The following is a 25,624-nucleotide window of genomic DNA, read 5'->3' on the forward strand; positions in this document are numbered from 1 at the left end:
GATTGATGTTCTAAGCATTAAAATTAAACGATTTCTGTTTCAATAATAACTTCGCTTTGTAATGTTTTGTGAACAGGGCATTTAGCTGCAATTTCTTTTAGACGTAGTATTTGTTTTTCATCTAGATTCCCAACAAACTTTAATTTTTTATTTAAATGATCAAATCTGGTTGGTTTATCTACAGCAATACCTAAATCGTCGCTATGTTTTTTAGAATAGGTAATATATACAAAGACTTCTTGTAAATCCCATTTTTTACGTTCTGCATACATTTTTAAAGTCATTACTGTACAAGCAGCTAAACCTGCACTTAAAAAATCATACGGAGAAGGACCAAAATCATCACCACCAATATTTGCAGGTTCATCAGCAATAAAAGCATGTTTTTTAGTCTGAATAGAAGTTGTAAAATTGTCTTCTAATAAGTTTAGATGTCCTACCAATTGTTCACCTTCGGTAGAAATCATATTGTTCTCTTCAGACTCAAAATAACGTTCTACCCAAGTACCAATCATATTACCAACATAAATACTATCTTTTGATTTTGATAATAAATGATCTGCACCATCTAAACTAACAAAACTCTTTGGATGCATGGCATTGTGATAAATTTTTTCTGCATTTTCTATACCAACGACGGTATCAAAAGGAGCGTGCATTACCAAGATTGGTTTGCGTAAATTTTTAATGATTTTAGGTAAATCTGTTTTGCTGAAATCGTTTACAAAATCTTGATTTATTTTAAAAGGACGACCTCCAATTTTTACTTCGATATCTCCTTTTTCTGGAATTTCTGCTGTTCCATGAGAAAATAAGTGAGTTACATGCCCAACAGTTGCAGGAGCGCCAACAGTGGCAACCGCTTTTATGTTTTCTAATTTTGAAGCCGCTACAATAACTGCCGCTCCACCCAAAGAATGACCAACTAATAATGATGGTGCTTTGTAGTTTTTTTCTAAAAAAGCATTTACCGCTAACAAATCTTCTACGTTGGCAGAAAAGTGACTTTCAGCAAATTCGCCTTCACTTCTTCCTAGTCCTGTAAAATCGAAACGTAAAACGCCAAAACCATGATTAGACAAAGAACGACTGATATTTTTTACGGCATTAAAATTACTGTTGCAAGAAAAACAATGTGCAAAAATGGCAAATTGATTCGGTTTTTCATTTGCAGGTAATTCTAAATATGCTTGTAATTTTAAGCCTTTTTTATTTTCAATTTCTAATCTAATAGTGTTCATGCTTCTGTTTTTTAGGTAGTCGAAATAAGATGAGCAACTTTACGTTTGTCTATCTTTTCCGAGAATTGCTGTAATAAAAATGTCAACTTAGGGTTGATGTAATTCTGACAAAAAGGTTTATCAGGATTTGATTGGTAATAATTTTGAAATTCAGCAGTATTCGGTTTAAACTCTTTAAACGTTAATACTTTTGTAATAATTTTATCTTTAAAACTGATTTGTAATTCTTCAATTATTTTTAAGCTATCTTCTTTTTGTTGATTGGAAAAATAATAAACCGCAGAACGGTATTTTGTTCTCATGGAATGATCACTCGTACTTTTATGCGTTAATAAATGAATTTCAATCAATGTTTTTAAATTGATTTTATCAGTATTAAAATACACAATAACTGCTTCAGAAAATGTATTATTATTTTCAGTCGATGCAACCCAACCTTGTTCCACTTTTTCTACACCAATTAAGGTTTGAAAAACAGCTTCTGTACACCAATGACAACCACCACCAAAAGCAACTTTGGTTAATTCCATGCCAATTGCTTGCGTTCTGTCCAATATGGTTCAGGAGCAACTTTTAAAGCGTCTAGTGTTTCAATTTCATCAGCAGACAAGGTAAAAGAATTCAGTTTTAGATTTTCTTTTAGTTGTTCTGTTGAACTTGCTCCGCTTAAAACAATACTTTCCGGAATTGTTTGCTCGCAATATTTTAGAGAAATAGCATCAACACCAACTTGGTGTTTTTTAGCTAAGTTTTCTAAAGTTGCATACATTTTAGCGTAATGAGGATAGCTTTCATTCTTAAAAACTCTTCCATTTGCCAAAGCCTCTTTAATGACAATCGATTTATTTTGATGAACTAATTCTTCTAAAACTTCTTGTAAACTTTGGTCTAAAAAATTATAAGTCACCTGAAATAAATCAAATACTTGTTTTCCATCAACCAAAACATTCAGTGCTTTTTTAATTACTTCAACCTGGTTGGTTCCTGTGGTGGTCAATCCTATTTTTAGATTGTGTTCTTTTTTTAAGAAAGCCAATCGCTCTAAAACGTCCTTGTTTTCTAAAACCCCAGTTTCTAAAGTTGCAGAATGAATTTGATACACTTTCAAATAGGGCAGGAGTTGTTTAGAAAAAATCCATTGCTCATTTAATTTAGACAAACTATGTTCCTTTACTTCATGAACCGTTGCGTTCGCGTCAAAATTGGCGGTATAGGTATAACCCCATTTTGTGGCGATTTCAATAGTGTTGTCGTTTTTCGTTTGCACCCATTCTAAGACTAATTCTTCTGCCAAACCATAACCAGGAGCAGTATCAAAATAACGAATTCCTAAATTATACGCTTCTTCTAAAACTGCAAAACTTTGTTTTCTAAAGGCTGCTAAGTTGGAGTTGTCACAATTTTCTGTACGAACATTAATGTATTGTGGTCTTCCTAAAGCGGCGGTTCCTAATCCTAATTTCATATTTGTATTATTTTAAGAGACCTCACAGGTTTTTAAAACCTGTGAGGTCTTAATTGTATATAGTTTTATGAGCTACAAGATAACATAGAGCAACCTACTTTATTCCGTGCCCATTCTGGTCTTTTTGCAAACCATTTTTCGCTTTTTGGTTGTTCTGCATATGGTTTTTTTAATAGTTGAAACAATTCATCAATTAAAGTGTAATTTCCATTATCTGCTTCGTCAATTGCCATTTGAGACATATAGTTTCTAAGCACATATTTAGGATTTACCAAATTCATTTGTTCTTTTCTTTCTTCTGATGAAATTCGTTCTATAGCCAGTCTATTAGCATATTTTTTAAACCAAGTATTCCATCTATTTTTTACTTCGTCAGAAATATTTTCTACATCATAAAAAGCAGCTTCGATTAATTTAAAGGCAGTTGTTTCATCAACAAAACGACTTAAATTTCTAAAGAAAATAGTCATGTCTGTTTCTACCAATTGTAAATTATCTTCTAATTCTTGTATCAAATTTAAATCGTCATCATCCGAAGAAACCAAACCTAACTTCGATTTCATCATCTGTAAAGATTGTACTTCAAAATCGATTTTATATTGCTCTAAAATTGCATTTAAAGGATCTACTTCTTCAATGATCGGATACAAAGCATTTGCTAGTTGATACAAGTTCCACAAACCAATATTTGGTTGATTTCCGTAACGGTAACGTTTGTGTTGACTGTCGGTTGTATTTGGTGTCCAGCCAAAATCAAAGCCTTCTAACCAACCATAAGGACCAAAATCTATGGTTAAACCTAAGATAGACATGTTGTCCGTATTCATTACTCCGTGTACAAAACCAACACGTTGCCAATCGATAATCATTTTTAAAGTACGCTCAGAAACTTCCTTAAAAAAGTTGATATAACTTTCTTTTGATGGAGCTCCTAAATGCGGAAAATGATGTTTGATAGTGTAATCAACTAACTTCGTTAAATTCTCTGTGTCTTTTCTAGCTGCAAAAATCTCGAAGCTTCCAAAACGTAAAAAACTTGGCGAAATTCTAGAAACAATGGCACCTTTTTCATACGCTGGATTTCCATCGTATAAAACATCACGTAAAACAGTATCACCAGACAAACTTAAAGACAAAGACCTTGTGGTTGGTACGTTTAAATAAAACATAGCTTCTGCACATAAATATTCTCTTACGGATGAACGTAAAACCGCCAAACCATCTGCAGTTCTAGAATACGGAGTTTCCCCAGCACCCTTTAACTGTACTTTCCAGTTCTTACTTTGATGTTCAACTTCAAATAAATTAATAGCTCTTCCGTCGCCTAATTGTCCTGCCCAATTGCCAAATTGATGTCCGCCATAACACATTGCAAAGGGTTTTGTATTCGGATAAATCTCGTTTCCAGTAACAATATTTTTAAAGAATTCTGATTTTGTTTCTTCCTCAGAAATACCCAATTCAGTAGCCATTTCTTGTGAAACGTGTAGTACTTCTGGTTTTGCTGTTTTCTTTGGATTTGCATAAGAAAAAGCAGCGTTTTCTACTTGTCTTCTTGAGTTTTCTAAATTAGAATCTGAAGGCAGTTCTGAAGTAAAAGTGTCTTTTATATTTAGTTTCATCATAATGTGTCAATCCATTTAATCAAATCTTTATCAGAAGGATTTCTTAATTTTTTATCATTAATAGTAATTGTAGGAAAGTTTAATTTTCTATTTTCATACAAGTTACGTAATTCTTCTGCAAAAAGTTCATTCTTTTTAACATCTAAAAACGCGTAATTTAAATTACGCGTTTCTAAAAATGTTTTATAATATTGGGTTTTATGGCAGCTTTCTGTGCCAAATAATTTAATCATTTTATTTTAAAAAACTTCTAATTCCGTAACTTGCTAAAACGCCTTCTCCGGTGGCAGCGGCTACTTGAGCAATTGCACCTTCTCTACAATCTCCGGCAGCAAAAATTCCATCAACAGAAGTTTGTGCTAATGCTGTGGTTTGTATAAAACCTCTTTTGTCTAAATCTACAATTCCTTTAAAAGATTGTGTATTTGGAATCAATCCAATAAAAATAAATACACCATCTGCTTCTAATAAAGATTCTTCGTTGGTAGCATTGTCTTTTACTTTTAAAGCTTTAAATAATTCTTTTTCATCAGAAATAAATTCTAAAGAAGTTTTATTCATATAGGTAGAAATATTATCAATACTCTTTAGTTTTTCTACATAGGTTTCAGATGCAGAAAAGTTTTCTGATCGGTTTACTATTTTTACGCTTTTACAAAAACCAGCTAAAAAGATACCTTCTTCTAAAGCAGAATTTCCACCACCAATTACAATAATATCTTTGTCTCTATAAAAAGCACCATCACAAGTTGCACAAAAATGGATTCCAGATCCAATTAATTCTTCTTCATTTGGGATGCCTAATTTTCTATACGTAGAACCTGTTGATAAAACAACCGATTTACCTAAATAGGTAGTTCCTTTTGTCTCTATCGAAAATAAATTATCCTTTTTCTCTATACCAATAACTTCTTCACCTGTTTTAATAACAGCGCCGTATGTCTTGGCTTGATCTTCCATCTTTTCCATTAATTTAGGACCAGAAATAGAAGTAAAACCAGGATAGTTTTCAATTTTTTCTGTTAAAAAGGCATTTCCACCTATGGTGGATTTTTCTAAAATTAACGTATCAAAGCGATCTCTTTGCGCATAAATAGATGTTGTTAAACCTGCAGCACCACCACCAATAATAATGGTGTCAAAAACTTTATGTTCTTTTTCTACATTGATAGAAAGAAGCTCAGTTAATTTTACGTTATCTGGGTTTGTATAAGGAACATCATCAATTAAAACGGTAGGAATAATGCGTTTTCCGTTGTTAATTTCTTCTACTTTTTTAGTTGCCCAATTGTATTTGTCTACATCCACAAAATCGAAATTGATACCATTATCTGTTAAAAAGCTTTTTGCTCTTCTACAATCTGGACACCAATCTGCACCAAATAACTGAACGTTACCAACTTCGTTGATTCCTAAAACTGAAGCTAATTCTACGTTGTTAGGGTTTGTGTATGATTTTCCTCTAATTATAAGTGTAGGAATAATACGTTTTCCGTTGTTAATAGCTTCTACTTTTGCAGTTGCTTCCTTATCTAAATCTACATCCACAAAAGTAAACTCTATGTTGTTTTCTTTTAAATACGTTTTTGCTCTTCTGCAATCTGGACACCAATCTGCGCCGTATAGTAAAATCTCAGTCATTTTTTTGTGGATTATAAATAGATTTTAGATTAGCCACAACCTAAAACCTATTTTATTAGTTTAATTTATCTGCATGTAATTTTCTCAATTTAGCTAATTTTGGCTCAATAACAAAACTACAATACCCTTGTTGTGTATTTTCTCTATAATAATTTTGATGTTCTTCTGTTGCTTTATAAAAAATAGGTAAAGCACTTAACTCAGTTACTATCTTATCATTATAATAATCTTGAATCTGTTTTAAAACTTCTGAAGCAATTTTTTGTTGATTTTCATCATGATAAAAAACCACAGACCTATATTGAGTTCCTCTATCTGCTCCTTGTTGATTTAAGGTTGTAGGATCGTGCGTTGTCATAAAAATGACTAAAACATCTTCATACGAAATTACATTTGCATCGTACGTTATTTGAATTACTTCTGCATGACCTGTTAAGCCAGAGCAAATTTCTCTGTAAGTTGGTTCTCCAGGAACATTGCCACCTGCATAACCAGAAACTACTTCTTCTACACCTTTTACTTCTTGAAATACAGCTTCTGTACACCAAAAACAGCCACCTCCTAAAGTAGCAACTTGTAAATTTTTATTCATTTATGTTTTCTTTGTCATTACGAGGAAGAATGACGAGGTAATCTCTAAATAAATAATAAGATTCCTCCTCGTTCCTCGTTCGGAATGACATTAGACTGTTTTTAAAATTAAATTATTTTTTATCAATAACCATCGATTCAGAGTTAATACAATAACGCAATCCGCTTGGTTCCGGTCCATCAGGAAAAACGTGACCTAAATGACCATCGCAAGTATTGCACATCACTTCAACCCGAACCATACCAAAAGAAACATCTTTATGATATTTAATGGCATTTTCTTTAATAGGTTGCGTAAAACTTGGCCAACCAGAACTAGAATCGAATTTTATGGTAGAATCAAATAAAGGAGTATTGCAACAAACACAGTTGTATTGGCCTTCATCATAAATACTACACAAAGCGCCTGTATGTGGTCTTTCTGTACCTTTTTGTCTTGTAATTCTAAATTGTTCTGCAGTTAATTGAGCTCTCCATTCTTTTTCGGACTTTTCAACTCTTTTATCTGGAGTTGGATTTCCTTTTACACTAAAGTTGATAATTTCTTTCCAAGTAAGCATATTTGTTTCTTTTCTTTTTAAATTAGTACTATAATGTTAATAGTTTTTTTAGACGTAAAAACACTTGTTACATTACAAATAATTGTTAATTTGTAAGCTGTTGAAAGCAAAACATAAATTTACGACCAATATTGATAAAGTGGTAGAGCAAATGATCATTTCTTCCTATTTATATATAAAATAATTTTACAATGAACACATTAGTTTTAGATGCAGAAAAATATGTTTTTAATTTATTAAATAAGGAGTTAGATGCTGTTTATGTATATCATAATATAACACATACACAAGATGTGTTTGCTTATACAACAGAACTTGCAGAAAATTTAAATATAGATGCAATTTCTAAAGAAAATTTACAGCTTGCAGCTTTGTTTCATGATACCGGATTTATAAAAGATGCAAAAAATCATGAATCTGAAAGTGTAAAAATAGCAACCAATTTTTTAAATGAAAATAATGTTGATGCTGGAAGAGTAGCTGTAATCTCTAAATTGATTTTAGCCACTAAAATGGGGAATCAACCTGATAATCAATTAGAGCAGATTATAATGGATGCAGATTGTGCGCATCTAGGAAGTAAAAGCTTTATAGACAAGTTGGAGTTGTTAAGAAAAGAATGGGAAAGTATAGAAAATAAGAAATTTTTAGATACTGAATGGATTGCACTAAATATTAATTTTTTAACAAAGGAGCATAAATATCATACAGATTATGCTTTAAAAAATTGGAGTAAAGGAAAAAATAAGAATGTAGCTAAGTTGTTGAAAAATCAACATAAAATAAAAGAAAATTTAGCGAAGTTTAATCAGAAGAAAGAAACGTTAAAGTTGAAGAAAAATAAAGTTGAAGTTCCAGAAAGAGGTGTAGAAACCATGTTTAGAGTGGCTTTAAAAAATCATATGACATTAAGTAATATTGCAGATACAAAAGCAAATATTTTACTTTCTGTAAATGCCATTATTGTTTCTTTGGCCTTATCTACTTTACTCCCAAAATTAGATAAACCTTCGAACAGCTTTTTAATAATACCAACAATTATATTTATATTTTTTACAGTAGCCTCTATTATATTATCTATTTTAGCTACAAGACCTAATGTTACTGAAGGAAAGTTTACAAAGGAAGATGTGGCTAATAAAAAGGTGAATTTACTATTTTTTGGGAATTTTCATCAAATGAAATTACCTGATTTTGAGTGGGGAATTCAAGAAATGATGCAAGACAGAGATTATTTGTATAGCTCTTTAACCAAAGATTTGTATTTTCTTGGACTTGTTTTAAATAGGAAATATAAAATATTAAGAATTACATATACCGTTTTTATGATTGGTATTATAGTAAGTGTCTTGGCTTTTGTAATTTCTTTTTATAGTTTAGATACGGCTATTTAGGCCTCAATTTCTTTTATCAAATCGTTAAAAGTGATGGTTTTGTTTTCATCAAAATGTTCTTGATATTTAACTTCCACACGCAATGCTTTTAAACCAGAAGCACCTTGTAAATCTTCCAATTCTAAAAATTCAATTTTTCCTAATTGATTTTTAGATTGTAAGTAATTAATGTATTTGATGTATTCTATAGCGTCTTTATCTTGAGAATACACAATTGCAATTTTTCCAGGAACTGTTAAACGTTCATTTGTTCCTTTTATGTTTGCTTTGTCAATTCTCTTTTTAATAATTTCGTATCTAATATTGTAAGCTCCATCTACATCAAATTGCTTTTCATCCATTCTAAATTTAATAGCCATTGCATTGCTATGTACTAGAATTAAGGAAGCAACTTGTAAATCATGTTGCATGTTTTTACGCTCATAAAATGCTAAGTTTTCCATTTCATAAGTCGTCTGTAACTGCCATAAACGAAGGTTGTACAAATACAGATCATCAAACTTTTTCTTTTTTGTAATCGCCTGTCCAATGTACATGTTGTACTCTACACCATCTGTTTTGTATCGCTCAAAATAATGAGGAAACATTTCTTGGGCTTGCTTTTGTTTGTTGTCTAAGAACTGTGCTAGTTTATCATTTAAAAGTGTAACGCTATTCTCGTATTCTTTCCTTTTTTCATACACTACATTTAGATTTTTATCTAAACGTTTCATATAAACACTCACTTTCTGAGAAAGTTCTGTGCTAATTTTGTTGATATGATTAAAAACAGGGTAAATTTCTCTATTTAAAAAGTCTAAAATACTTATTTCATCACCTGCGTTTAAACCTTCTTTTACATCATTTAAATAAGAAGTAACCCTAAACATTAACTCATTATAAATAGGGAGTTTTTCTGTTTTACAAGCATCTTTTAAAACTGTAATTGCTAAGGTTAATTGCGTGGTTAAATCTTCTTGAATTGCTTTATTTCTAGCAACAGAAGATCCTTTTATATCACTTTGTCCAAACAACGGATACACATCATTAAATACAATTTCATCTAATTTTGCGTTGGTATTGGTTTGACGAGCAGTATGGTATTTTTCTGCGGCTTCATAGAAACGCCATTTTACAGAACTGTGAATGGATGTATAATTTTCTTGAATGGTAGCTTCTAATATATTTTGACGCTCTTCTGAAGTTCTTTTAACAGCAGCTTCAAAAACAGGGATAATATCTTTTAATTTATTGATGTTTACAGAGTTTAAATCATAGGCTCTTGGTGAAGCAATTTCTAATAAAGCCAAATCTCCATTATTTGTTGCTTTAATAGGAATTAATATGATACTCTGAATGTTGTTTTCTTGAAGATTCTTAGAAAAAAGGTTGTTGCCTGTTTTTACGCCATAATCTGCTACATCAGAAATGATATAAGTTTCATGATCTTTAAAAACTTTTTGCATAATGGTGTTGCAAAAGTAGCCAGAGTCGCAATTTATTTCTATTCCATGGTTTAAAATTAAACTATTGGATTTATTAACCTGCGTTTCACAAATTTTGGTATTTACGTTATCAAAAATAGAATACCCTAATTTTAAATCTCTAATACTGTAAAAATCTCTTAAGTTACTTTGAAGCTTCGGAATTAAATCTTGTCCGCCTTCTAATAAGTTTGCTTTAATAGAAGACAGCATTTCTTCTGAAGTAACATCAAACAAACTAATAAGTCCGAATCCTTTAAAAATATAACTATTTGGAGGGAATTTCTCTTTCCATAAGGCTATATTATCGAAGTTGTTCAGTAATTCTTTAAAGTCTTTTTCTGTTAGTTTAGGTGCGTTTTCTGTAGCTGTAATATCAGAAAAATCTCCATTAAAGGTGGTTCTATAATATTTCATTGTTCCAGTTGTATTATCTGGAATATCAAAATAGAAGGGTCTTTTTAAATCAACATTAAAACCATGTACAAAGCTTAAAATAAATGTACATGCCATAATGTACATACTATCTTCTTCAAAATTACGAACATTTAATTCGTAGTTTTCACCTGCATTTTTTAAAATATTTTCAAAACGATTTGTAAATTTAAAAGAAGTAAAAGAGAAAGGGATACTTGCTGCTTTTATTTCGTTTAATAATAAAGGTTCTGGAAATAAGGGGTTTAGTAGTAAATCTATCTGTTCTTTATACTTATCTAATAAAGAGTAATCAGAAAAACCATCATTTAATTCTGGATGCTTGTTAATTAATTGCACCATTTTTTTAGCAGAACTATGATATGGATGTTTTGCATACTCTATATCCGCATACTTTTTAAACAAGTCAAAAATCTTGTTAAAAGATACGTTTAGTTGTAATGGTAAATCCGTTTCAGCTACTAACTTCGATTCAATAATTTTCATGCCTTATAGATAGAATATATAATTACAATATTACTATTGTCTTAGACGTATAAAAGTAACAAAAGTTACAGAATAGGTTTATTTCTGTCTAAAATAAATAGTAATTGGTACTCCAGAAAAATCGTAAATATCTCTTAATTTGTTTTCAAGAAAACGTCTGTAAGAATCTCTAACATATTGTGGTAAGTTACAGAAAAATACAAATTGCGGTGTTTGCGTAGGCAATTGCATACAGTATTTGATTTTTACAAACTTTCCTTTTATTGCAGGAGGCGGAGAAGTTTTAATGATATCTAACATGGTTTCATTAAACTTACTCGTTTGTATTTTAGTCTTTCTTTTTTGAAAAACTTCTACTGCAGTTTCAATCGCTTTAAACAAACGTTGTTTAGTTAAAGCAGAAATAAATACAATTGGCACATCTGTAAATGGTTCAATTTGTTTTCTTACCATTGCTTCAAAATCTCGCATGGTATTGGTTTCCTTCTCTATTAAATCCCATTTATTAATTAAGATTACAACTCCTTTTCTGTTTTTTTCTGCCAACCAAAATATATTTTGATCCTGACCTTCAAAACCACGAGTTGCATCTACCACTAAAACAATAACATCAGAATATTCAATGGTACGTACAGCACGCATTACAGAATAAAATTCTAAATCTTCTTTTACTTTCGATTTTTTACGAATTCCGGCAGTATCAACTAAATTAAAGTCGAAACCAAAACGGTTGTATTTCGTATCGATAGAATCTCTTGTAGTACCCGCAATATTGGTAACAATATTTCTGTCTTCGCCAATTAAAGCGTTTATAAATGATGATTTACCTGCATTTGGTCTTCCAACAATTGCAAATCTTGGTAAAGCTTCTTCTTCTAAATCTACTGCTTCTGGTTCTGGCATTTTTTCTGCTAGTGCATCTAATAATTCTCCAGTTCCACTTCCGTTAATAGAAGCAATTGTATAGTATTCACCCAAGCCTAAGTTGTAAAACTCTATAGCATCAGGTTCACGCATTGCGTTATCAACTTTATTAACTACCGTAAAAATTGGTTTTTTAACCTTGCGTAAAAGTTTAGCAACCTCCGCATCCATAGGTGTAATTCCGTCTTCTACATTTACTACAAAAACAATTAAATCTGCTTCATCAATGGCAAGATTTACTTGTTTTCTAATTTCACCTTCAAAGATATCATCAGAACCAGTAATGTATCCACCAGTGTCAATTACTGAAAATTCTTTACCATTCCAGTCAGATTTCCCATAATGTCTATCTCTTGTAACTCCGCTTACAGAATCTACAATGGCTTCTCTTCTTTGTACCAGTCTATTAAAAAGCGTTGACTTTCCTACATTTGGTCTTCCTACAATGGCAACAATACTGTTCATCTCTATTGAAAATTTTTGCAAAGATACAATTTAAGCTTGTAAGAAAGATGTAAAAAATAAAGTCTTTAAAATACTGAAAAAATCTAACGAAGTTTATCTTGTTTTTCTATTGATTTTTGCTTGAATTGTTATCAAAATGGAATTTTTAATTACATTTAAAAAATAATATCAATTTAATGAGTATTCAAGAAAAAAGGAATAGTGATTTTTTTTTAAGGCCTAGATTTTCTATTGATTTAAAAGAGAATCCTGAAGAATTGCTAGAAAGAATTACAACGTATCTAAAAAGTGATGCTTGTATATATAGGAGTAATGTTGCAGATAAACATGTGTTTATTGATATTCCTGTGAGAAAAAGTCATTTTTGGTCGCCACAATTGCATTTCGAAATTGTAAAAGTAGATAAGAACTCTTCTACCTTAAAAGGACTATTTGGGCCAAAACCACAAGTGTGGACACTTTTTATGTTTGTCCATTTTGTGGTAGCTACCTTGTTTTTAGGAGTAGGAGTGTTCGCTTATGTGCAATATCGTTTAGGAGAGAGTTTGGTGTTTCCTATTGCTATATTGGTTGCGCTACCTTTAATATGGTTGTTATTATACTTTTTAGGAAGTATAGGTAAAGAGACTGGAAAAAATCAAATGAAAGAATTGCACAATCTGTTAATCACTATTATTGAGCAATAAATATTAACTTCATTCCCGTTTTTATCTGTTACAAGCAACATTAACGGGAATGATATTTTAAGAATAGGTTTTATAGAGTTCTTTCTTATTTAACCTTGATTATAGCCAAAACGTTTTAGTTGCGTTTTATCGCTACGCCAGTTTTTATTAACCTTTACATATAGTTCTATAAAAACTTTTTTCTCAAAGAATTTTTCTAAATCTTTTCTAGCTTCTGCACCAACACGTTTTAGTGCAGATCCTTTATGACCAATGATAATTCCTTTTTGAGTTTCTCTTTCTACCATAATAATAGAACGAATTCTCACAATATTTTCTTCCTCTATAAATTCTTCAGTTTCTACCTCTACAGAATACGGAATCTCTTTTTTATAATGCATTAGAATTTTCTCTCTAATTTTTTCATTTACAAAAAAACGTTCAGGTTTATCTGTTAATTGATCCTTCGGATAAAAAGCAGGACCTTCTGGTAATAATTCTTTTATTTTATCGAAAACCGCAGGAACATTAAATTTCTCTAATGCAGAAATTACAAACACTTCAGCATTCGGAACTTTATTTTTCCAATATTCAATTTTTTCTTCCACTTCTTCCTGAGAAGACTTATCTATTTTATTCAATAATAAGATTACAGGAATTTCACTATGGATGATTCTTTTAAAGAAAGCTTCATTTTTTAATTCTTTTTCACCAACTTCTACCATATAGATAAGTACATCTGCATCTTCAAAGGCAGATTTTACAAAATCCATCATAGAAGACTGCAACTCGTAGGCAGGTTTTAGAATACCCGGAGTATCGGAAAAGACAATCTGAAAGTCGTCTTCATTTACAATTCCTAAGATTCTATGCCTCGTTGTTTGTGCCTTTGCTGTTATGATAGACAGCTTTTCACCTACTAGGGCATTCATTAATGTTGATTTACCTACGTTAGGATTTCCGATAATATTTACAAAACCTGCTTTATGCGTCATAGTGCAAAGATAATTCCTTTTTATATTTGATTAGAATTTAGTGTATTAAAAAATGTTTTAAAAAAGTAAAAAAAAGTTTGGTCAGTTATTTAATAAAGATGTATATTTGCAGTCGGAAATAACGGTCGATTTTATGATTCGAAAGTTGAAAGCTAAGTTGTTATTTCTGAAACAATATCGCGGGATAGAGCAGTAGGTAGCTCGTCGGGCTCATAACCCGAAGGTCACTGGTTCGAGTCCAGTTCCCGCTACTAGCAAAGAGTAATCAGCAATGATTACTCTTTTTTTTTACTTTAATTTTTATTTTTGAAGGTTGATTTTTTGTTGAAAATGGATAAATAAAAAATATATTTATATTTTTTATTTAAAAAGAGCACAATTCTCTAATTAAGTTGTATATTTGCCGCCGGAAATAACGGGTCGATTTTATGATTCGAAAGTTAAAAGCTAAGTTGTTATTTCTGAAACAATATCGCGGGATAGAGCAGTAGGTAGCTCGTCGGGCTCATAACCCGAAGGTCACTGGTTCGAGTCCAGTTCCCGCTACTAAGTATAGCAAGGCTTCACAGAAATGTGAAGCCTTTTTTTATTACAATGGGTACAGAATAGGTACAGAATTAGTTAGTTTTCAAAACTGAATTACTGCCGCTAATAAATACTTGCATTTGGTTTTAATCTAAATTATTTTCAAAGCATCTCTAAAAAAGATATTGGACTGGACGCATCAACACAAAAAGTTTTGGAGTAAAATAAGAAGGAAGAACTTTGACTTTAAAATTATTTCTATTTAACAGTGGCATTTTTTGGAAGTATGTTTTTTATTGTCTAAATAGAAGTGAGTTTAATTACATGTAGTATTTTTTGCTACGGTATCAAAGTATTCTAATAGCTCTTCGGAGAATAAATAGCGGGCTAATTCTGTATTCAGAATCTAATTACTTTTTTTCAATGATAACATTCTCCCAAGATTTTATTCTTGATCCAGAATGACTAAAAGATATTCCATATTTATCACAGAAAAGCCAAAAAGTATTTTATTGAAAGGAATGATATAATAGTGAATTGCGTTCCAAATAAAAACAATAAAAAACAGAACTATTAACACTGTAAAGTTTACGCAAATAATCATTCCAGTTTTTCTGATTTTTTAATCTTCTCCCTGTCTATAATAAGAGGTAATCTAATTTTTTTCTTTGTTAATAGGGCAATTTGCATATTCTATAATACATCATGCACGTTTTTTGTTATTGGCTTATTGGGTTTAAAAGTAATTTTATTACTCGATAAAAGGCTTAAGAATTATAAACTTTATTAAGCCATTTTTTTTAACTTAAAACAAGAAGGTTTGTATTATTTAGGATTAGACATTGGGAGTTCTTCTATAAAAGCTGCTTTAGTAGAAGTAGAAACAGGAAAAAGTTTAGGAGTTGTACAAGAACCTAAAGAAGAAATGGGCATGTTTGCTCAAAAAAATGGTTGGGCAGAACAAAAACCAAACGATTGGTGGCTGCATATTTGCAACGCAATTGCCAAATTAAAAAAAGAATACAATATAAGTAGAACCCAAATTAAAGGTATTGGTATTTCATATCAAATGCACGGTTTGGTTTTAGTAGATAAAAAAGGAAATCCACTTCGTAAAAGTATTATTTGGTGCGATAGTAGAGCTGTAACAATAGGAAATAATGCGTTTAATGAGATTGGTGAAAAAAAGTGTGCTTCTCATTTATTAAACTCTCCAGCAAATTTTACAGCATCAAAATTAAAATGGGTACAAGAAAATGAACCAGTTATCTACAGTCATATTCATAAATTTATGTTGCCTGGAGATTATGTTGCTTTTAAATTTTCAAATAAAATAAATACTACTATTTCTGGCTTATCGGAAGGCATTTTTTGGGATTTCAAGGAAAATACAATTGCAGATTTTCTTTTAACACATTATGGAATCAATAAAGATTTAGTACCTGATATCGTAGATACTTTTAGTATTCAATCTTTAGTAGATGAAAAAGGAGAAGTAGAAAGCGGAATTGCTGCAGGAACTCCAATTCTTTATAGAGCAGGGGATCAGCCAAATAATGCACTTTCATTAAACGTATTTAATCCAGGAGAAGTTGCTGCAACAGGTGGTACATCTGGTGTTGTGTATGCAGTTACAGAAAGTTTATCAGGAAAAGAAAGTACACGTGTAAATAATTTTGCACACGTAAATTATACAAAATCAAATACAATAATCGGAAAACTTTTAAACATCAACGGAGCCGGAATTCAGTATCGCTGGTTGTTAAATAATCTAGCAGTAGACTCTTATGAAGAGATGAATATTTTAGCATCAGAAATTCCTGTAGGTTCAGATGGAGTTTGTTTAATTCCGTTTGGTAACGGAGCAGAGCGCATGCTAAATAACAAAGAAATTGGTACTCGTATTGTAAACATGAACCTTAATAACCATCACAAAGGGCACATGTGTAGAGCTGCTTTAGAGGGCATCGCATTCTCATTTGTGTACGGTATGGAAATTATGAAATCAGACGGAATTAAGCCTAGCGTTATTAGGGCAGGAAACGACAATTTATTCCGTTCAGAAATATTTGCAAATACAGTGGCCACTCTAATAGAACAAGAAATAGAAATTTACAATACTACAGGGGCTATTGGTGCCGCAAGAGCAGCAAATTTACACAAAGGCGATTTTGAAGCCTTTGGAAAAGTAATTATGGACAATGATCACGTTATGACTTTTATGCCTTTTAAAGATAAAAAACCATACTTAGAAGCCTATGCAAATTGGAAAAAAGAATTAGAACTCGTATTAAATAATCAATAAAATTTTTTGGGCGTTACCTAAAAAGGTCGGGATTTTCATTCTAATCTTTTTATTCGTACCTCATAAAAAGGATTTCCACTGCAATCCCTAACGCAAAAGCAGTATATAAACAACAATTAAAGAATTACACGAATAAACAATTAAATAACATTTAAAGATGGCAAATAAAGAATATTTTAAAGGAATCAACAAAATTCAATTCGAAGGCAAAGAATCAGACAATCCGTTAGCATTTAAATACTACAACCCAAACCAAGTGGTTGCAGGAAAAACAATGAGCGAATGGTTTAAATTTTCAATTGCATACTGGCATACATTCTGTGGACAGGGAGGAGATCCTTTTGGACCAGGAACACAAAACTTTCCTTGGGATCAATCTGCAGACCCTATTCAAGCAGCAAAAGACAAAGCAGATGCAGCTTTTGAATTTATCAATAAAATGGGTTTCGATTATTTCTGTTTTCATGATTATGATTTAGTACAAGAAGGCGCAACTTTTGCAGAATCAGAAAAAAGATTAGATACCATTACAGATTACATTAAAGGTAAGCAAGCAGAAAGTGGTGTAAAATTATTATGGGGAACAGCCAACTGTTTTTCAAATCCACGTTATATGAACGGAGCTTCTACAAATCCAGATTTTAATGTAGTTGCAAGGGCAGGAGGTCAAGTAAAATTAGCTTTAGATGCAACCATTAAATTAGGCGGAGAAAATTACGTTTTTTGGGGAGGTAGAGAAGGTTACATGTCTTTATTAAACACAGATATGGGGCGTGAATTAGACCACATGGGGCAATTCTTAACTATGTCTAGAGATTATGCAAGAGCACAAGGTTTTAAAGGAACTTTCTTTATAGAGCCAAAGCCAATGGAGCCAACAAAACATCAATATGATTTTGATTCTGCAACCGCAATTGGGTTCTTAAAAGAGTATGGTTTAGATAAAGATTTTAAATTGAATATAGAGGTAAACCATGCAACTTTAGCTCAACACACCATGCAACACGAAATGGCAGTTGCTGCCAAAGCAGGAATGTTAGGAAGTATAGATGCAAACAGAGGAGATTATCAAAACGGTTGGGATACAGATCAGTTTCCAAATAATATTCAAGAAACTACAGAAGCAATGTTAGTATTTATAGAAGCTGGAGGTTTACAAGGTGGTGGAGTTAATTTTGATGCAAAAATCAGAAGAAATTCTACAGATATGGATGATGTTTTTCATGCACATATTGGTGGAGCAGATACATTTGCAAGAGCATTATTAACTGCAGATAAAATTATGACTTCTTCTGCTTACAATTCTTTAAGAGAAAAAAGATATAGCTCTTTTGATGCTGGAAAAGGAAAAGATTTTGAAGGAGGAAAATTAGATCTTAAAGATTTATATAACATTGCTCATGAAAATGGAGAATTAACATTGCAAAGTGGTAAACAAGAGTTGTTTGAAAATATTATCAATCAACATATATAAGAGAGTTTGTTAAACCTTAAAGGCTTAAAACCTTTGAGGTTTTTTACACTAAAAAATCAACTAACTAAAACACATATATGGGGAAATCAACTAATTCAGGATATCTTATCAAACTTACATTAGTAGCCACTTTAGGAGGATTGTTATTTGGGTATGATACCGGTGTAATTTCAGGAACAGTAGGTTCCCTAGGTAGTTTTTTTGTAATTCCTAAAGGTTTATCAGAAACTGCAGCAAGTGCTTTTAAAGGTTTTTTAGTGTCAAGTGCACTAATTGGTTGCATTATTGGTGGTGTTTTTGGAGGTTTAGTTAGTAAAAAGTTAGGAAGAAAAAAAGGATTAATACTTGCGGCCATTTTATTTTTAATTTCCGCTTTAGGTTCTGCAATGCCAGAAATGTTTATTGGAACTTTAGGAGAATTAGATCATACATATTCTACAATTTTTATTGTGTATAGAATTATTGGAGGTATTGGAGTAGGTTTAGCATCTATGTTGTCTCCGTTATACATCGCAGAAATTGCTCCTGCAAAAAGTAGAGGTAAATTGGTTTCTTTTAATCAATTAGCCATTGTTGGAGGTTTTATGGTAGTTTATTTTGTAAACTATTTTATTTCTAGGGGTGGTGGTTCTGATGCTTGGTTAAATGAAGTTGGTTGGAGATGGATGTTTGCTTCAGAAGTAATACCTGCGGGCTTATTTTTAGGGCTTTTATTTTTTGTTCCAGACACACCAAGATCTTTAGTATTACGAAACAAACCAACAGAAGCTTTAGATGTTTTAATTAAAGTAAATGGTAAAGAAGAAGGTAATAGAGTTTTTGCAGAAATACAAGATTCTATGAATGAAAAAACATCAGGAAACCTTTTATCTTTTGGTTGGCTAGTAATTATCATTGGAGTTTTACTTTCTATTTTTCAACAATTTGTGGGTATAAACGTAGTATTGTATTACGCTCCAGAAATTTTTAAAACTATTTCATCTGGTACAGATAGTGCCTTGTTAATGACTATTATTGTAGGTGTTGTAAACTTCTTATTTACTATTGTTGCAGTAAAAACAGTAGACAAATACGGTAGAAAACCATTAATGATTATTGGAGCTGCAGGTATGGCAGTAGCTATGGTAAGTTTAGGTTTTGTATTTTATTTAGGTGCAACAGGCTATTTTGCATTGTTTTGTATGATGTTATATGTTGCAAGTTTTGCAATGAGTTGGGGACCGGTAACTTGGGTTTTATTAGCAGAGATTTTTCCAAATAAAATTAGAGGAAAAGCTTTAGCTATTGCAGTTGGAGCACAATGGATTTCTAACTATTTAGTGTCTTTAACTTTTCCGATGATGAATGATAATTCTTATTTAACAGGATTGTTTAATCATGGTTTTGCGTATTGGGTGTATGGAATTATGAGTGTTCTGGCAATGTTATTTATTATGAAATACATTCCAGAAACAAAAGGGAAAACTTTAGAAGAAATGGAAAAACTTTGGAAAAAGTAATCTTAAAAAAATCAAATTAAAAAATAATAATGAATCTCGTTGAGTAGCAGTTTCTCTGTGAGATGTATTATAAAAATAGTAAATATGAATAAAAAAATAGACCAACAATCAGCAGATAATATTAGAGCATTATGTGTTGCCATGGTAGAAAAAGCAAATTCAGGACATCCAGGAGGACCTATGGGAGGAGCAGATTTTATGCACATCTTATATTCAGAATTCTTTAATTTTGATCCTTCAGATATGGAGTGGGCTTTTAGAGACCGATTCTTTATGGATGCAGGGCATTTATCAACCTTAATGTATGCACAGTATTATCTTTTAGGGAATTATAAAAAAGAGGATGTTGCCAACTTTAGACAATGGGGTTCAATTACTCCTGGTCACCCAGAAGTGGATGTGAAAAGAGGAATCGAAAATACATCTGGTCCATTAGGGCAAGGACATACTATGGGAGTGGGTGCAGCAATTGCAGCAAACTTTTTAAAAGCTCGTTTTGGAAATTGGATGGATCATAAAATTTATGGTTTTATTTCTGATGGAGGCGTGCAAGAAGAAATATCTCAAGGTGCGGGAAGAATTGCAGGTCACTTAGGCTTAAGTAATTTTATTATGTTCTATGATTCTAACGATATTCAATTATCTACACCAACAGACGAAGTTACTTCTGAAGATACAGAAATGAAGTACAAAGCTTGGGGTTGGAATGTAGTTACAATTGATGGTCATAATCACGATGAGATAAGAAAAGCATTAAAAGATGCAAATGCCGAAACAGAAAAACCAACACTTATTATTGGGAAAACAATAATGGGTAAAGGTTGTGTTGCTGCAGATGATACCATTTTTGAAGGTGAATGTGAATTACACGGTCAGCCAATTGGAGCAACCGGAGCAGATTATACAAAAACATTGTTAAATTTAGGTGCAAATCCGGAAAGTCCTTTTGATATTTATGAAGATGTAAGTGTTTTTTATAAAGAATTATTAGAAAGAAAAATAATAGAGGCTAAAGATAAAAAAGCAGATATTTCTATTTGGAGAGAAGCAAACCCTGAATTAGCAGCAAAATTAGATTTCTTTTTATCAGGAGAGTTACCAGAATTAGATTTTGAAGGAATTGAGCATAAAGCAGGATTGGCAACAAGAGCAGCTTCATCTGGCGTTTTAGGATATTTAGCAGAAAAGGTAGAAAACATGATTGTTTCTTCTGCGGATTTATCAAACTCTGATAAAACAGATGGCTTCTTAAAGAAAACACATGCACTTAAAAAAGGAGACTTTACAGGTTCTTTCTTACAAGCAGGTGTTGCAGAATTAACCATGTCTTGTATTGCAAACGGAATTGCATTACACGGAGGAATTATTCCTGTAGTGGCAACTTTCTTTGTGTTTTCAGATTATATGAAACCAGCAATTCGTTTGAGTGGAATTCAAGAATTAGGTGTAAAATATGTGTGGACACATGATGCTTTTAGAGTTGGAGAAGATGGCCCAACGCATCAACCTGTAGAACAAGAAGCACAAATTAGATTGTTAGAAAAATTGAAAAACCATAGCGGAAACCCAAGTTTCATGGCTTTACGTCCTGCAGATTCTGCAGAAACAAGCGTTGCTTGGAAAATGGCTTTAGAAAATAAAAATACACCAACAGGTTTAATTTTATCTAGACAAGGAATTAAAGATTTACCAACCAAAGGAGCATCATCAAGATATCAAGAAGCATTAGCTTCTGAAAAAGGTGGGTATTTAGTAAAAGAAGTAGAAAACCCTGATGTAGTATTAGTTGCAAATGGTTCAGAAGTAGCAACTTTAGTAGCTGCATCAGAAATTTTAGAAGCTAAAAATGGCTTAAAAGTAAACATTGCTTCGGTAATTTCTGAAGGAGTTTTTAGATTACAATCTAAAGAATATCAACAAAGTGTTATTCCTAAAAACAAACCATTATTCGGCTTAACAGCAGGTTTACCAGTAAACTTAGAAGGTTTGGTTGGAGATGCAGGAAAAGTGTTTGGATTAGACCATTTTGGGTATTCAGCACCGGCAAACATCTTAGACGAAAAATTTGGATTTACCGGAGAAAAAGTAAGTCAACAAGTATTAGCATATTTAAAAACAGTATAAAATTAAAGACAAATGAAATTTTTTATAGATACCGCAAATTTGAATGATATTGTCGAAGCAGAAGCTTTAGGAGTTTTAGATGGTGTAACTACCAATCCATCTTTAATGGCAAAAGAAGGAATTACAGGAGCAGCAAATATTTTAAATCATTATAAAAAAATATGTGACCTTGTAGAAGGAGATGTTTCTGCAGAAGTAATTGCAACAGAGTATGATGGAATGATTCAGCAAGGAGAAGAGTTAGCTGCTTTACATCCACAGATTGTGGTAAAATTACCAATGATTGCAGATGGTGTAAAAGCGTGTAAATATTTTTCTGATAAAGGGATTAAAACAAACATGACACTTATTTTTTCTGCAGGACAAGCATTATTAGCAGCAAAAGCGGGAGCAACGTATGTTTCTCCTTTTTTAGGAAGATTGGATGATATTTCTACAGATGGATTAAATTTAATTTCAGAAATGAGATTAATTTATGATAATTACGGATTTAAATCTCAAATTTTAGCAGCATCCGTACGTAACACAATGCATGTTATTAACTGTGCTAAATTAGGTTCTGACGTAATGACTGGACCTTTATCTTCTATTACTGGATTATTAAAACATCCTTTAACAGATAGTGGATTGGCACAATTTTTAGAAGATTATAAGAAAGGGAATTAATATTGGGGGATATTATTATGAAGAAGATAAAAAGGTAAATTCTATTTAGAGTTTACCTTTTTTTATGCAATAATAATTATAGGATAAATCTCTTAAATTAGAGGTTAATAGACCTTTTGCTCAATCTATAACACTTCATGCACGTTTTTTGTTATTCATAAATTTAGTTTAAACGTAATTTTATTCTTTTAATAAGTTCTATGAACTTAAAATTTAATTTTCAATTTTATGTCAATAAGCAAAAGAAGTTTTAGTCTCTATTTCTTAGTACTGGTTTTTAATTTTACTTTATTTTCTCAAGGAAGAATTGAAGGGAAATTAGAAAAATGGAATAAAGTAACACTTAGTTTTAATTATAAAGAATTTAGTGAAAACGATGAAGACAATCCATTCTTAAATTATAGATTAAATGTTACTTTTAAAAATGGAGATGAAGAAATAACAATTCCTGGTTTTTTTGCTGCAGACGGAAATGCTGCAGAAACAAGTGCTAAAAAAGGTGTTGTTTGGCAGGTGCGTTTTATGCCTAATAAAACTGGAAAATGGACCTACAAAGTTTCTTTTAAAAAAGGAAATGAAATAGCCATAAATGATGATGAAAAAGCTGGGGAATCTGTAGGTTTTGATAATGAAATAGGGAGTTTTGTCATAAAAGAAAGTCAAAGTAGTACTGAAGGAAGATTGGTTTACAAGAACGAACGTTATTTGTATTATTCAGAATCTAATAAACCATTTTTAAAAGGAGGTACAGACAGTCCAGAGAACTTTTTGGCATTTTATGAGTTTGATGAAACACCAGCATCTCACAAATATCTACCGCATTCTAAAGATTGGAATCAAGGAGACCCAACTTGGCAAAATGGAAAAGGAAAAAACATAATTGGAGCACTTAATTATTTGGCTTCTAAAGGAATGAATTCTGTCTATTTTTTAACCATGAATGTGCAAGGAGATGGTGATGATGTTTGGCCCTGGACTACTAAAAATGAACAAACTCGTTTTGACACAAGCAAACTAGATCAATGGGAAATAGTCTTTGATCACATGGATAATTTAGGTTTAATGTTGCATATTGTTACGCAAGAAACAGAAAACGAATTACTATTAGATATTGGCGAGTTAAAAACGCAGCGTAAATTATATTACAGAGAATTAATTGCAAGATTTGCACATCACTTAGCGATTACTTGGAATTTAGGAGAAGAAAATGGACCTGTTCATTGGTCTCCAAAAGGACAAAACGATGCGGATAGAAAAGCGATGGCTAAATATATTAAAACACATGATCCTTATCATAATTTTGTGACTTTACATACACATTCTATGCCTATAGAGCAAGATTTGTATTTAGAGCCTCTATTGGGTTTTGAGTTTTTAGATGGACCTTCTATGCAAACTAATAGTCCAGATTCAATTCATAATATTACAAAAAAATGGATTAAAGAATCTCAATTAACAAGGAAAAATTGGGTGGTTTCTCAAGATGAAATAGGACCTGCAGAAATAGGCGCAAAACCAGATGCAGATGACCCTGAGCATAATGATATAAGACATAAAGTATTATGGGGGAATTTAATGGCTGGTGGTGCTGGAGTAGAATGGTATTTTGGTTATAAATTTGCGCATAACGACTTAAATTGTGAAGATTGGAGATCGAGAGATATCGTTTGGAACCAAACAAAACACGCATTAGACTTTTTTAATAAGTACTTACCTTTTAATAAAATGCATTCTGCAGATGATTTAACAGATAATCCAGACGATTATGTTTTTGCTAAAAATGATGAAATTTATGCCATATACTTGCTAGAAGTAAAAGAAACTAAAATTAATTTATTTGGTTCAACAAAAAGATACGTTGTAAAATGGTATAATCCCAGAACTAGAGGGGAACTTGTAAATGGTTCTGTTAAAAAGATTTCTGGTGGAAGTGAAAAATCAATTGGTTTTCCACCAAATAAAGATAAAGATTGGGTTGCACTTATTAAATCAACCAAAAAGGAAAAAGAAAGTACTCAAGAAAAGGAGCAAAAAATCATCAGTTTAAATGCTATTCAAGATTTCGATTTATTAGAAAAGGATGGTTTGTCTTATTACAAGGATTTTCCAAACAACGTATTGGCAATTAATGCATCCGAAGAAAATAATAGAAACAAGTTTGCAACTGCAATTGCTAAATTTAAAGGAGTTACAGGTGTTTATAATTTTACTTTTGTAACCACTGCAGAAAATGATGGAGAATCTGAATATGTTATTAAAATTAATGGGACTACTTTAGATACTATTAAAAACGCTAGAGTTTCTGAGTCTTTTAAAAGTATTAGACATCAGGTTAATGCTGTTTTTTTACATGTAAATGATATCATCGAAATAACCTCTAAAGCAGTGACCAATGGTTTAATTCTTGAAGGAAATGAAACGGCTTGGTCTAGAGGGAGATGGAATTCTATCACTTTTACGCCTAAAGATTATTCGTTGCTAAAAATATTAGCAGATACAAAACCTTTTGAAGAAAAAGACGGAATGTTAGAAATTGAAGCAGAAAATTATCATTATAAGAGTAATAATAGCACCAAGAGAAATTGGGTTGTAAGATCTTTAGATGATAAAATAAGTGGTGTAAATTATAGTAAATCTGCTAATAAAAACAGCTATATCCAAGCATTACCAGATACAAGGGTTACACATGATGATACTCTTATTTTAGGTGAAAACTTCTTTCCGGTTTCTGGCACAGGAGGTGTTATTTCTTATAAAATAAAAATAAATAATCCAGGGAAATATTATATTTGGGTCAATGCACTTTCTACAGGTACAGAAGATAATGGAGTACATGTTGGTTTTAATGAAAATTGGCAAGAAAGTGGAGCAAGAATACAATGGTGCGATGGTAAAAATGAATGGACTTGGTCTTCTGCACAAAGAATGCCAGATAATCATTGTGGTATAGAAAAAACAATTTATTTAAACTTTGATAAATCAGGAGAATACGTGCTGTCTTTTTCTATGAGAGAAGATGGTTTTAAGATGGATCGTTTTATTCTAACAAAAAATAGTATTTTTATTCCTAATTAAAAATCT

The 25,624-nt window shown here is 31.6% G+C and carries 19 protein-coding genes and 2 tRNA genes; 10 read left to right on the top strand and 11 right to left on the bottom strand.

Annotated elements, in window-relative coordinates:
- Positions 1 to 23 precede the first annotated feature (23 nt).
- From WHD08_RS14050 to msrB, 8 genes are all read right to left on the bottom strand, one after another.
- Complete coding sequence (locus tag WHD08_RS14050) at positions 24 to 1,241, bottom strand: bifunctional alpha/beta hydrolase/OsmC family protein (protein ID WP_165731868.1); 1,218 nt, start codon at positions 1,239 to 1,241, stop codon at positions 24 to 26.
- Positions 1,242 to 1,252: 11 nt separating this feature from the next.
- Complete coding sequence (locus WHD08_RS14055) at positions 1,253 to 1,771, bottom strand: peptide-methionine (S)-S-oxide reductase (RefSeq protein WP_165731869.1); 519 nt, start codon at positions 1,769 to 1,771, stop codon at positions 1,253 to 1,255.
- Positions 1,762 to 2,706, bottom strand: coding sequence for an aldo/keto reductase (locus tag WHD08_RS14060; RefSeq protein WP_165731870.1), 945 nt, complete (start codon positions 2,704 to 2,706; stop codon positions 1,762 to 1,764). The genes WHD08_RS14055 and WHD08_RS14060 overlap by 10 nt, the downstream gene beginning before the upstream one ends.
- A gap of 65 nt (positions 2,707 to 2,771) precedes the next feature.
- The gene (locus tag WHD08_RS14065) at positions 2,772 to 4,328 is read right to left on the bottom strand and encodes a protein adenylyltransferase SelO (RefSeq protein WP_165732032.1); all 1,557 of its coding nucleotides are present in this window, start codon (positions 4,326 to 4,328) and stop codon (positions 2,772 to 2,774) included.
- The gene (locus WHD08_RS14070; protein ID WP_165731871.1) at positions 4,328 to 4,564 is read right to left on the bottom strand and encodes a glutaredoxin family protein; all 237 of its coding nucleotides are present in this window, start codon (positions 4,562 to 4,564) and stop codon (positions 4,328 to 4,330) included. The genes WHD08_RS14065 and WHD08_RS14070 overlap by 1 nt, the downstream gene beginning before the upstream one ends.
- A gap of 1 nt (position 4,565) precedes the next feature.
- On the bottom strand, positions 4,566 to 5,972 hold the full coding sequence (locus WHD08_RS14075; protein ID WP_208890395.1) for an FAD-dependent oxidoreductase: 1,407 nt from the start codon (positions 5,970 to 5,972) through the stop codon (positions 4,566 to 4,568).
- A 55-nt stretch (positions 5,973 to 6,027) separates the two neighbouring features.
- Positions 6,028 to 6,564, bottom strand: a complete 537-nt coding sequence (msrA, locus tag WHD08_RS14080) for a peptide-methionine (S)-S-oxide reductase MsrA (RefSeq protein ID WP_165731873.1) — start codon at positions 6,562 to 6,564, stop codon at positions 6,028 to 6,030.
- A 112-nt stretch (positions 6,565 to 6,676) separates the two neighbouring features.
- Entirely contained in the window at positions 6,677 to 7,123 is a 447-nt protein-coding gene (gene msrB / locus WHD08_RS14085; protein ID WP_208890394.1) for a peptide-methionine (R)-S-oxide reductase MsrB, read from the bottom strand.
- 191 nt (positions 7,124 to 7,314) lie between these two features.
- Here msrB and WHD08_RS14090 point away from each other — a divergent pair, with 191 nt between their 5' ends.
- Entirely contained in the window at positions 7,315 to 8,517 is a 1,203-nt protein-coding gene (locus tag WHD08_RS14090; protein WP_208890393.1) for a Pycsar system effector family protein, read from the top strand.
- Here WHD08_RS14090 and WHD08_RS14095 read toward each other — a convergent pair.
- Positions 8,514 to 10,901 carry a GAF domain-containing protein gene (locus tag WHD08_RS14095; RefSeq protein WP_165731876.1) on the bottom strand — a complete coding sequence of 796 codons (2,388 nt, stop codon included), beginning with the start codon at positions 10,899 to 10,901 and terminating at the stop codon, positions 8,514 to 8,516. The genes WHD08_RS14090 and WHD08_RS14095 overlap by 4 nt on opposite strands.
- A gap of 78 nt (positions 10,902 to 10,979) precedes the next feature.
- Positions 10,980 to 12,290, bottom strand: coding sequence for a ribosome biogenesis GTPase Der (der, locus tag WHD08_RS14100; RefSeq protein WP_208891173.1), 1,311 nt, complete (start codon positions 12,288 to 12,290; stop codon positions 10,980 to 10,982).
- 176 nt (positions 12,291 to 12,466) lie between these two features.
- Between der and WHD08_RS14105 the strand changes: the two genes are divergently transcribed.
- Entirely contained in the window at positions 12,467 to 12,976 is a 510-nt protein-coding gene (locus WHD08_RS14105) for a GTP-binding protein (protein ID WP_165731877.1), read from the top strand.
- A gap of 89 nt (positions 12,977 to 13,065) precedes the next feature.
- On the opposite strand, the gene era is transcribed toward WHD08_RS14105, so the two are convergent.
- A complete protein-coding gene (era, locus tag WHD08_RS14110; RefSeq protein WP_165731878.1) occupies positions 13,066 to 13,950 on the bottom strand; it encodes a GTPase Era in 885 nt (294 codons plus the stop codon).
- 178 nt (positions 13,951 to 14,128) lie between these two features.
- Between era and WHD08_RS14115 the strand changes: the two genes are divergently transcribed.
- The 8 genes from WHD08_RS14115 (at position 14,129) to WHD08_RS14150 (ending at position 25,618) form a co-directional block, all read left to right on the top strand.
- Positions 14,129 to 14,201, top strand: a tRNA-Met gene (locus tag WHD08_RS14115).
- A gap of 222 nt (positions 14,202 to 14,423) precedes the next feature.
- Positions 14,424 to 14,496 (top strand) — tRNA-Met (locus WHD08_RS14120).
- 799 nt (positions 14,497 to 15,295) lie between these two features.
- Positions 15,296 to 16,780, top strand: coding sequence for a xylulokinase (locus tag WHD08_RS14125; RefSeq protein ID WP_208890392.1), 1,485 nt, complete (start codon positions 15,296 to 15,298; stop codon positions 16,778 to 16,780).
- A 157-nt stretch (positions 16,781 to 16,937) separates the two neighbouring features.
- Entirely contained in the window at positions 16,938 to 18,254 is a 1,317-nt protein-coding gene (gene xylA / locus WHD08_RS14130; protein ID WP_208890391.1) for a xylose isomerase, read from the top strand.
- A 77-nt stretch (positions 18,255 to 18,331) separates the two neighbouring features.
- Positions 18,332 to 19,753, top strand: coding sequence for a D-xylose transporter XylE (gene xylE, locus WHD08_RS14135; protein WP_208890390.1), 1,422 nt, complete (start codon positions 18,332 to 18,334; stop codon positions 19,751 to 19,753).
- 84 nt (positions 19,754 to 19,837) lie between these two features.
- Positions 19,838 to 21,877 carry a transketolase family protein gene (locus WHD08_RS14140; protein WP_208890389.1) on the top strand — a complete coding sequence of 680 codons (2,040 nt, stop codon included), beginning with the start codon at positions 19,838 to 19,840 and terminating at the stop codon, positions 21,875 to 21,877.
- A gap of 12 nt (positions 21,878 to 21,889) precedes the next feature.
- A complete protein-coding gene (fsa, locus tag WHD08_RS14145) occupies positions 21,890 to 22,543 on the top strand; it encodes a fructose-6-phosphate aldolase (RefSeq protein ID WP_208890388.1) in 654 nt (217 codons plus the stop codon).
- A gap of 228 nt (positions 22,544 to 22,771) precedes the next feature.
- Complete coding sequence (locus tag WHD08_RS14150) at positions 22,772 to 25,618, top strand: DUF5060 domain-containing protein (RefSeq protein ID WP_208890387.1); 2,847 nt, start codon at positions 22,772 to 22,774, stop codon at positions 25,616 to 25,618.
- Positions 25,619 to 25,624 lie beyond the last annotated feature (6 nt).

Source organism: Polaribacter sejongensis (assembly GCF_038024065.1).
GTDB lineage: Bacteria > Bacteroidota > Bacteroidia > Flavobacteriales > Flavobacteriaceae > Polaribacter > Polaribacter sejongensis.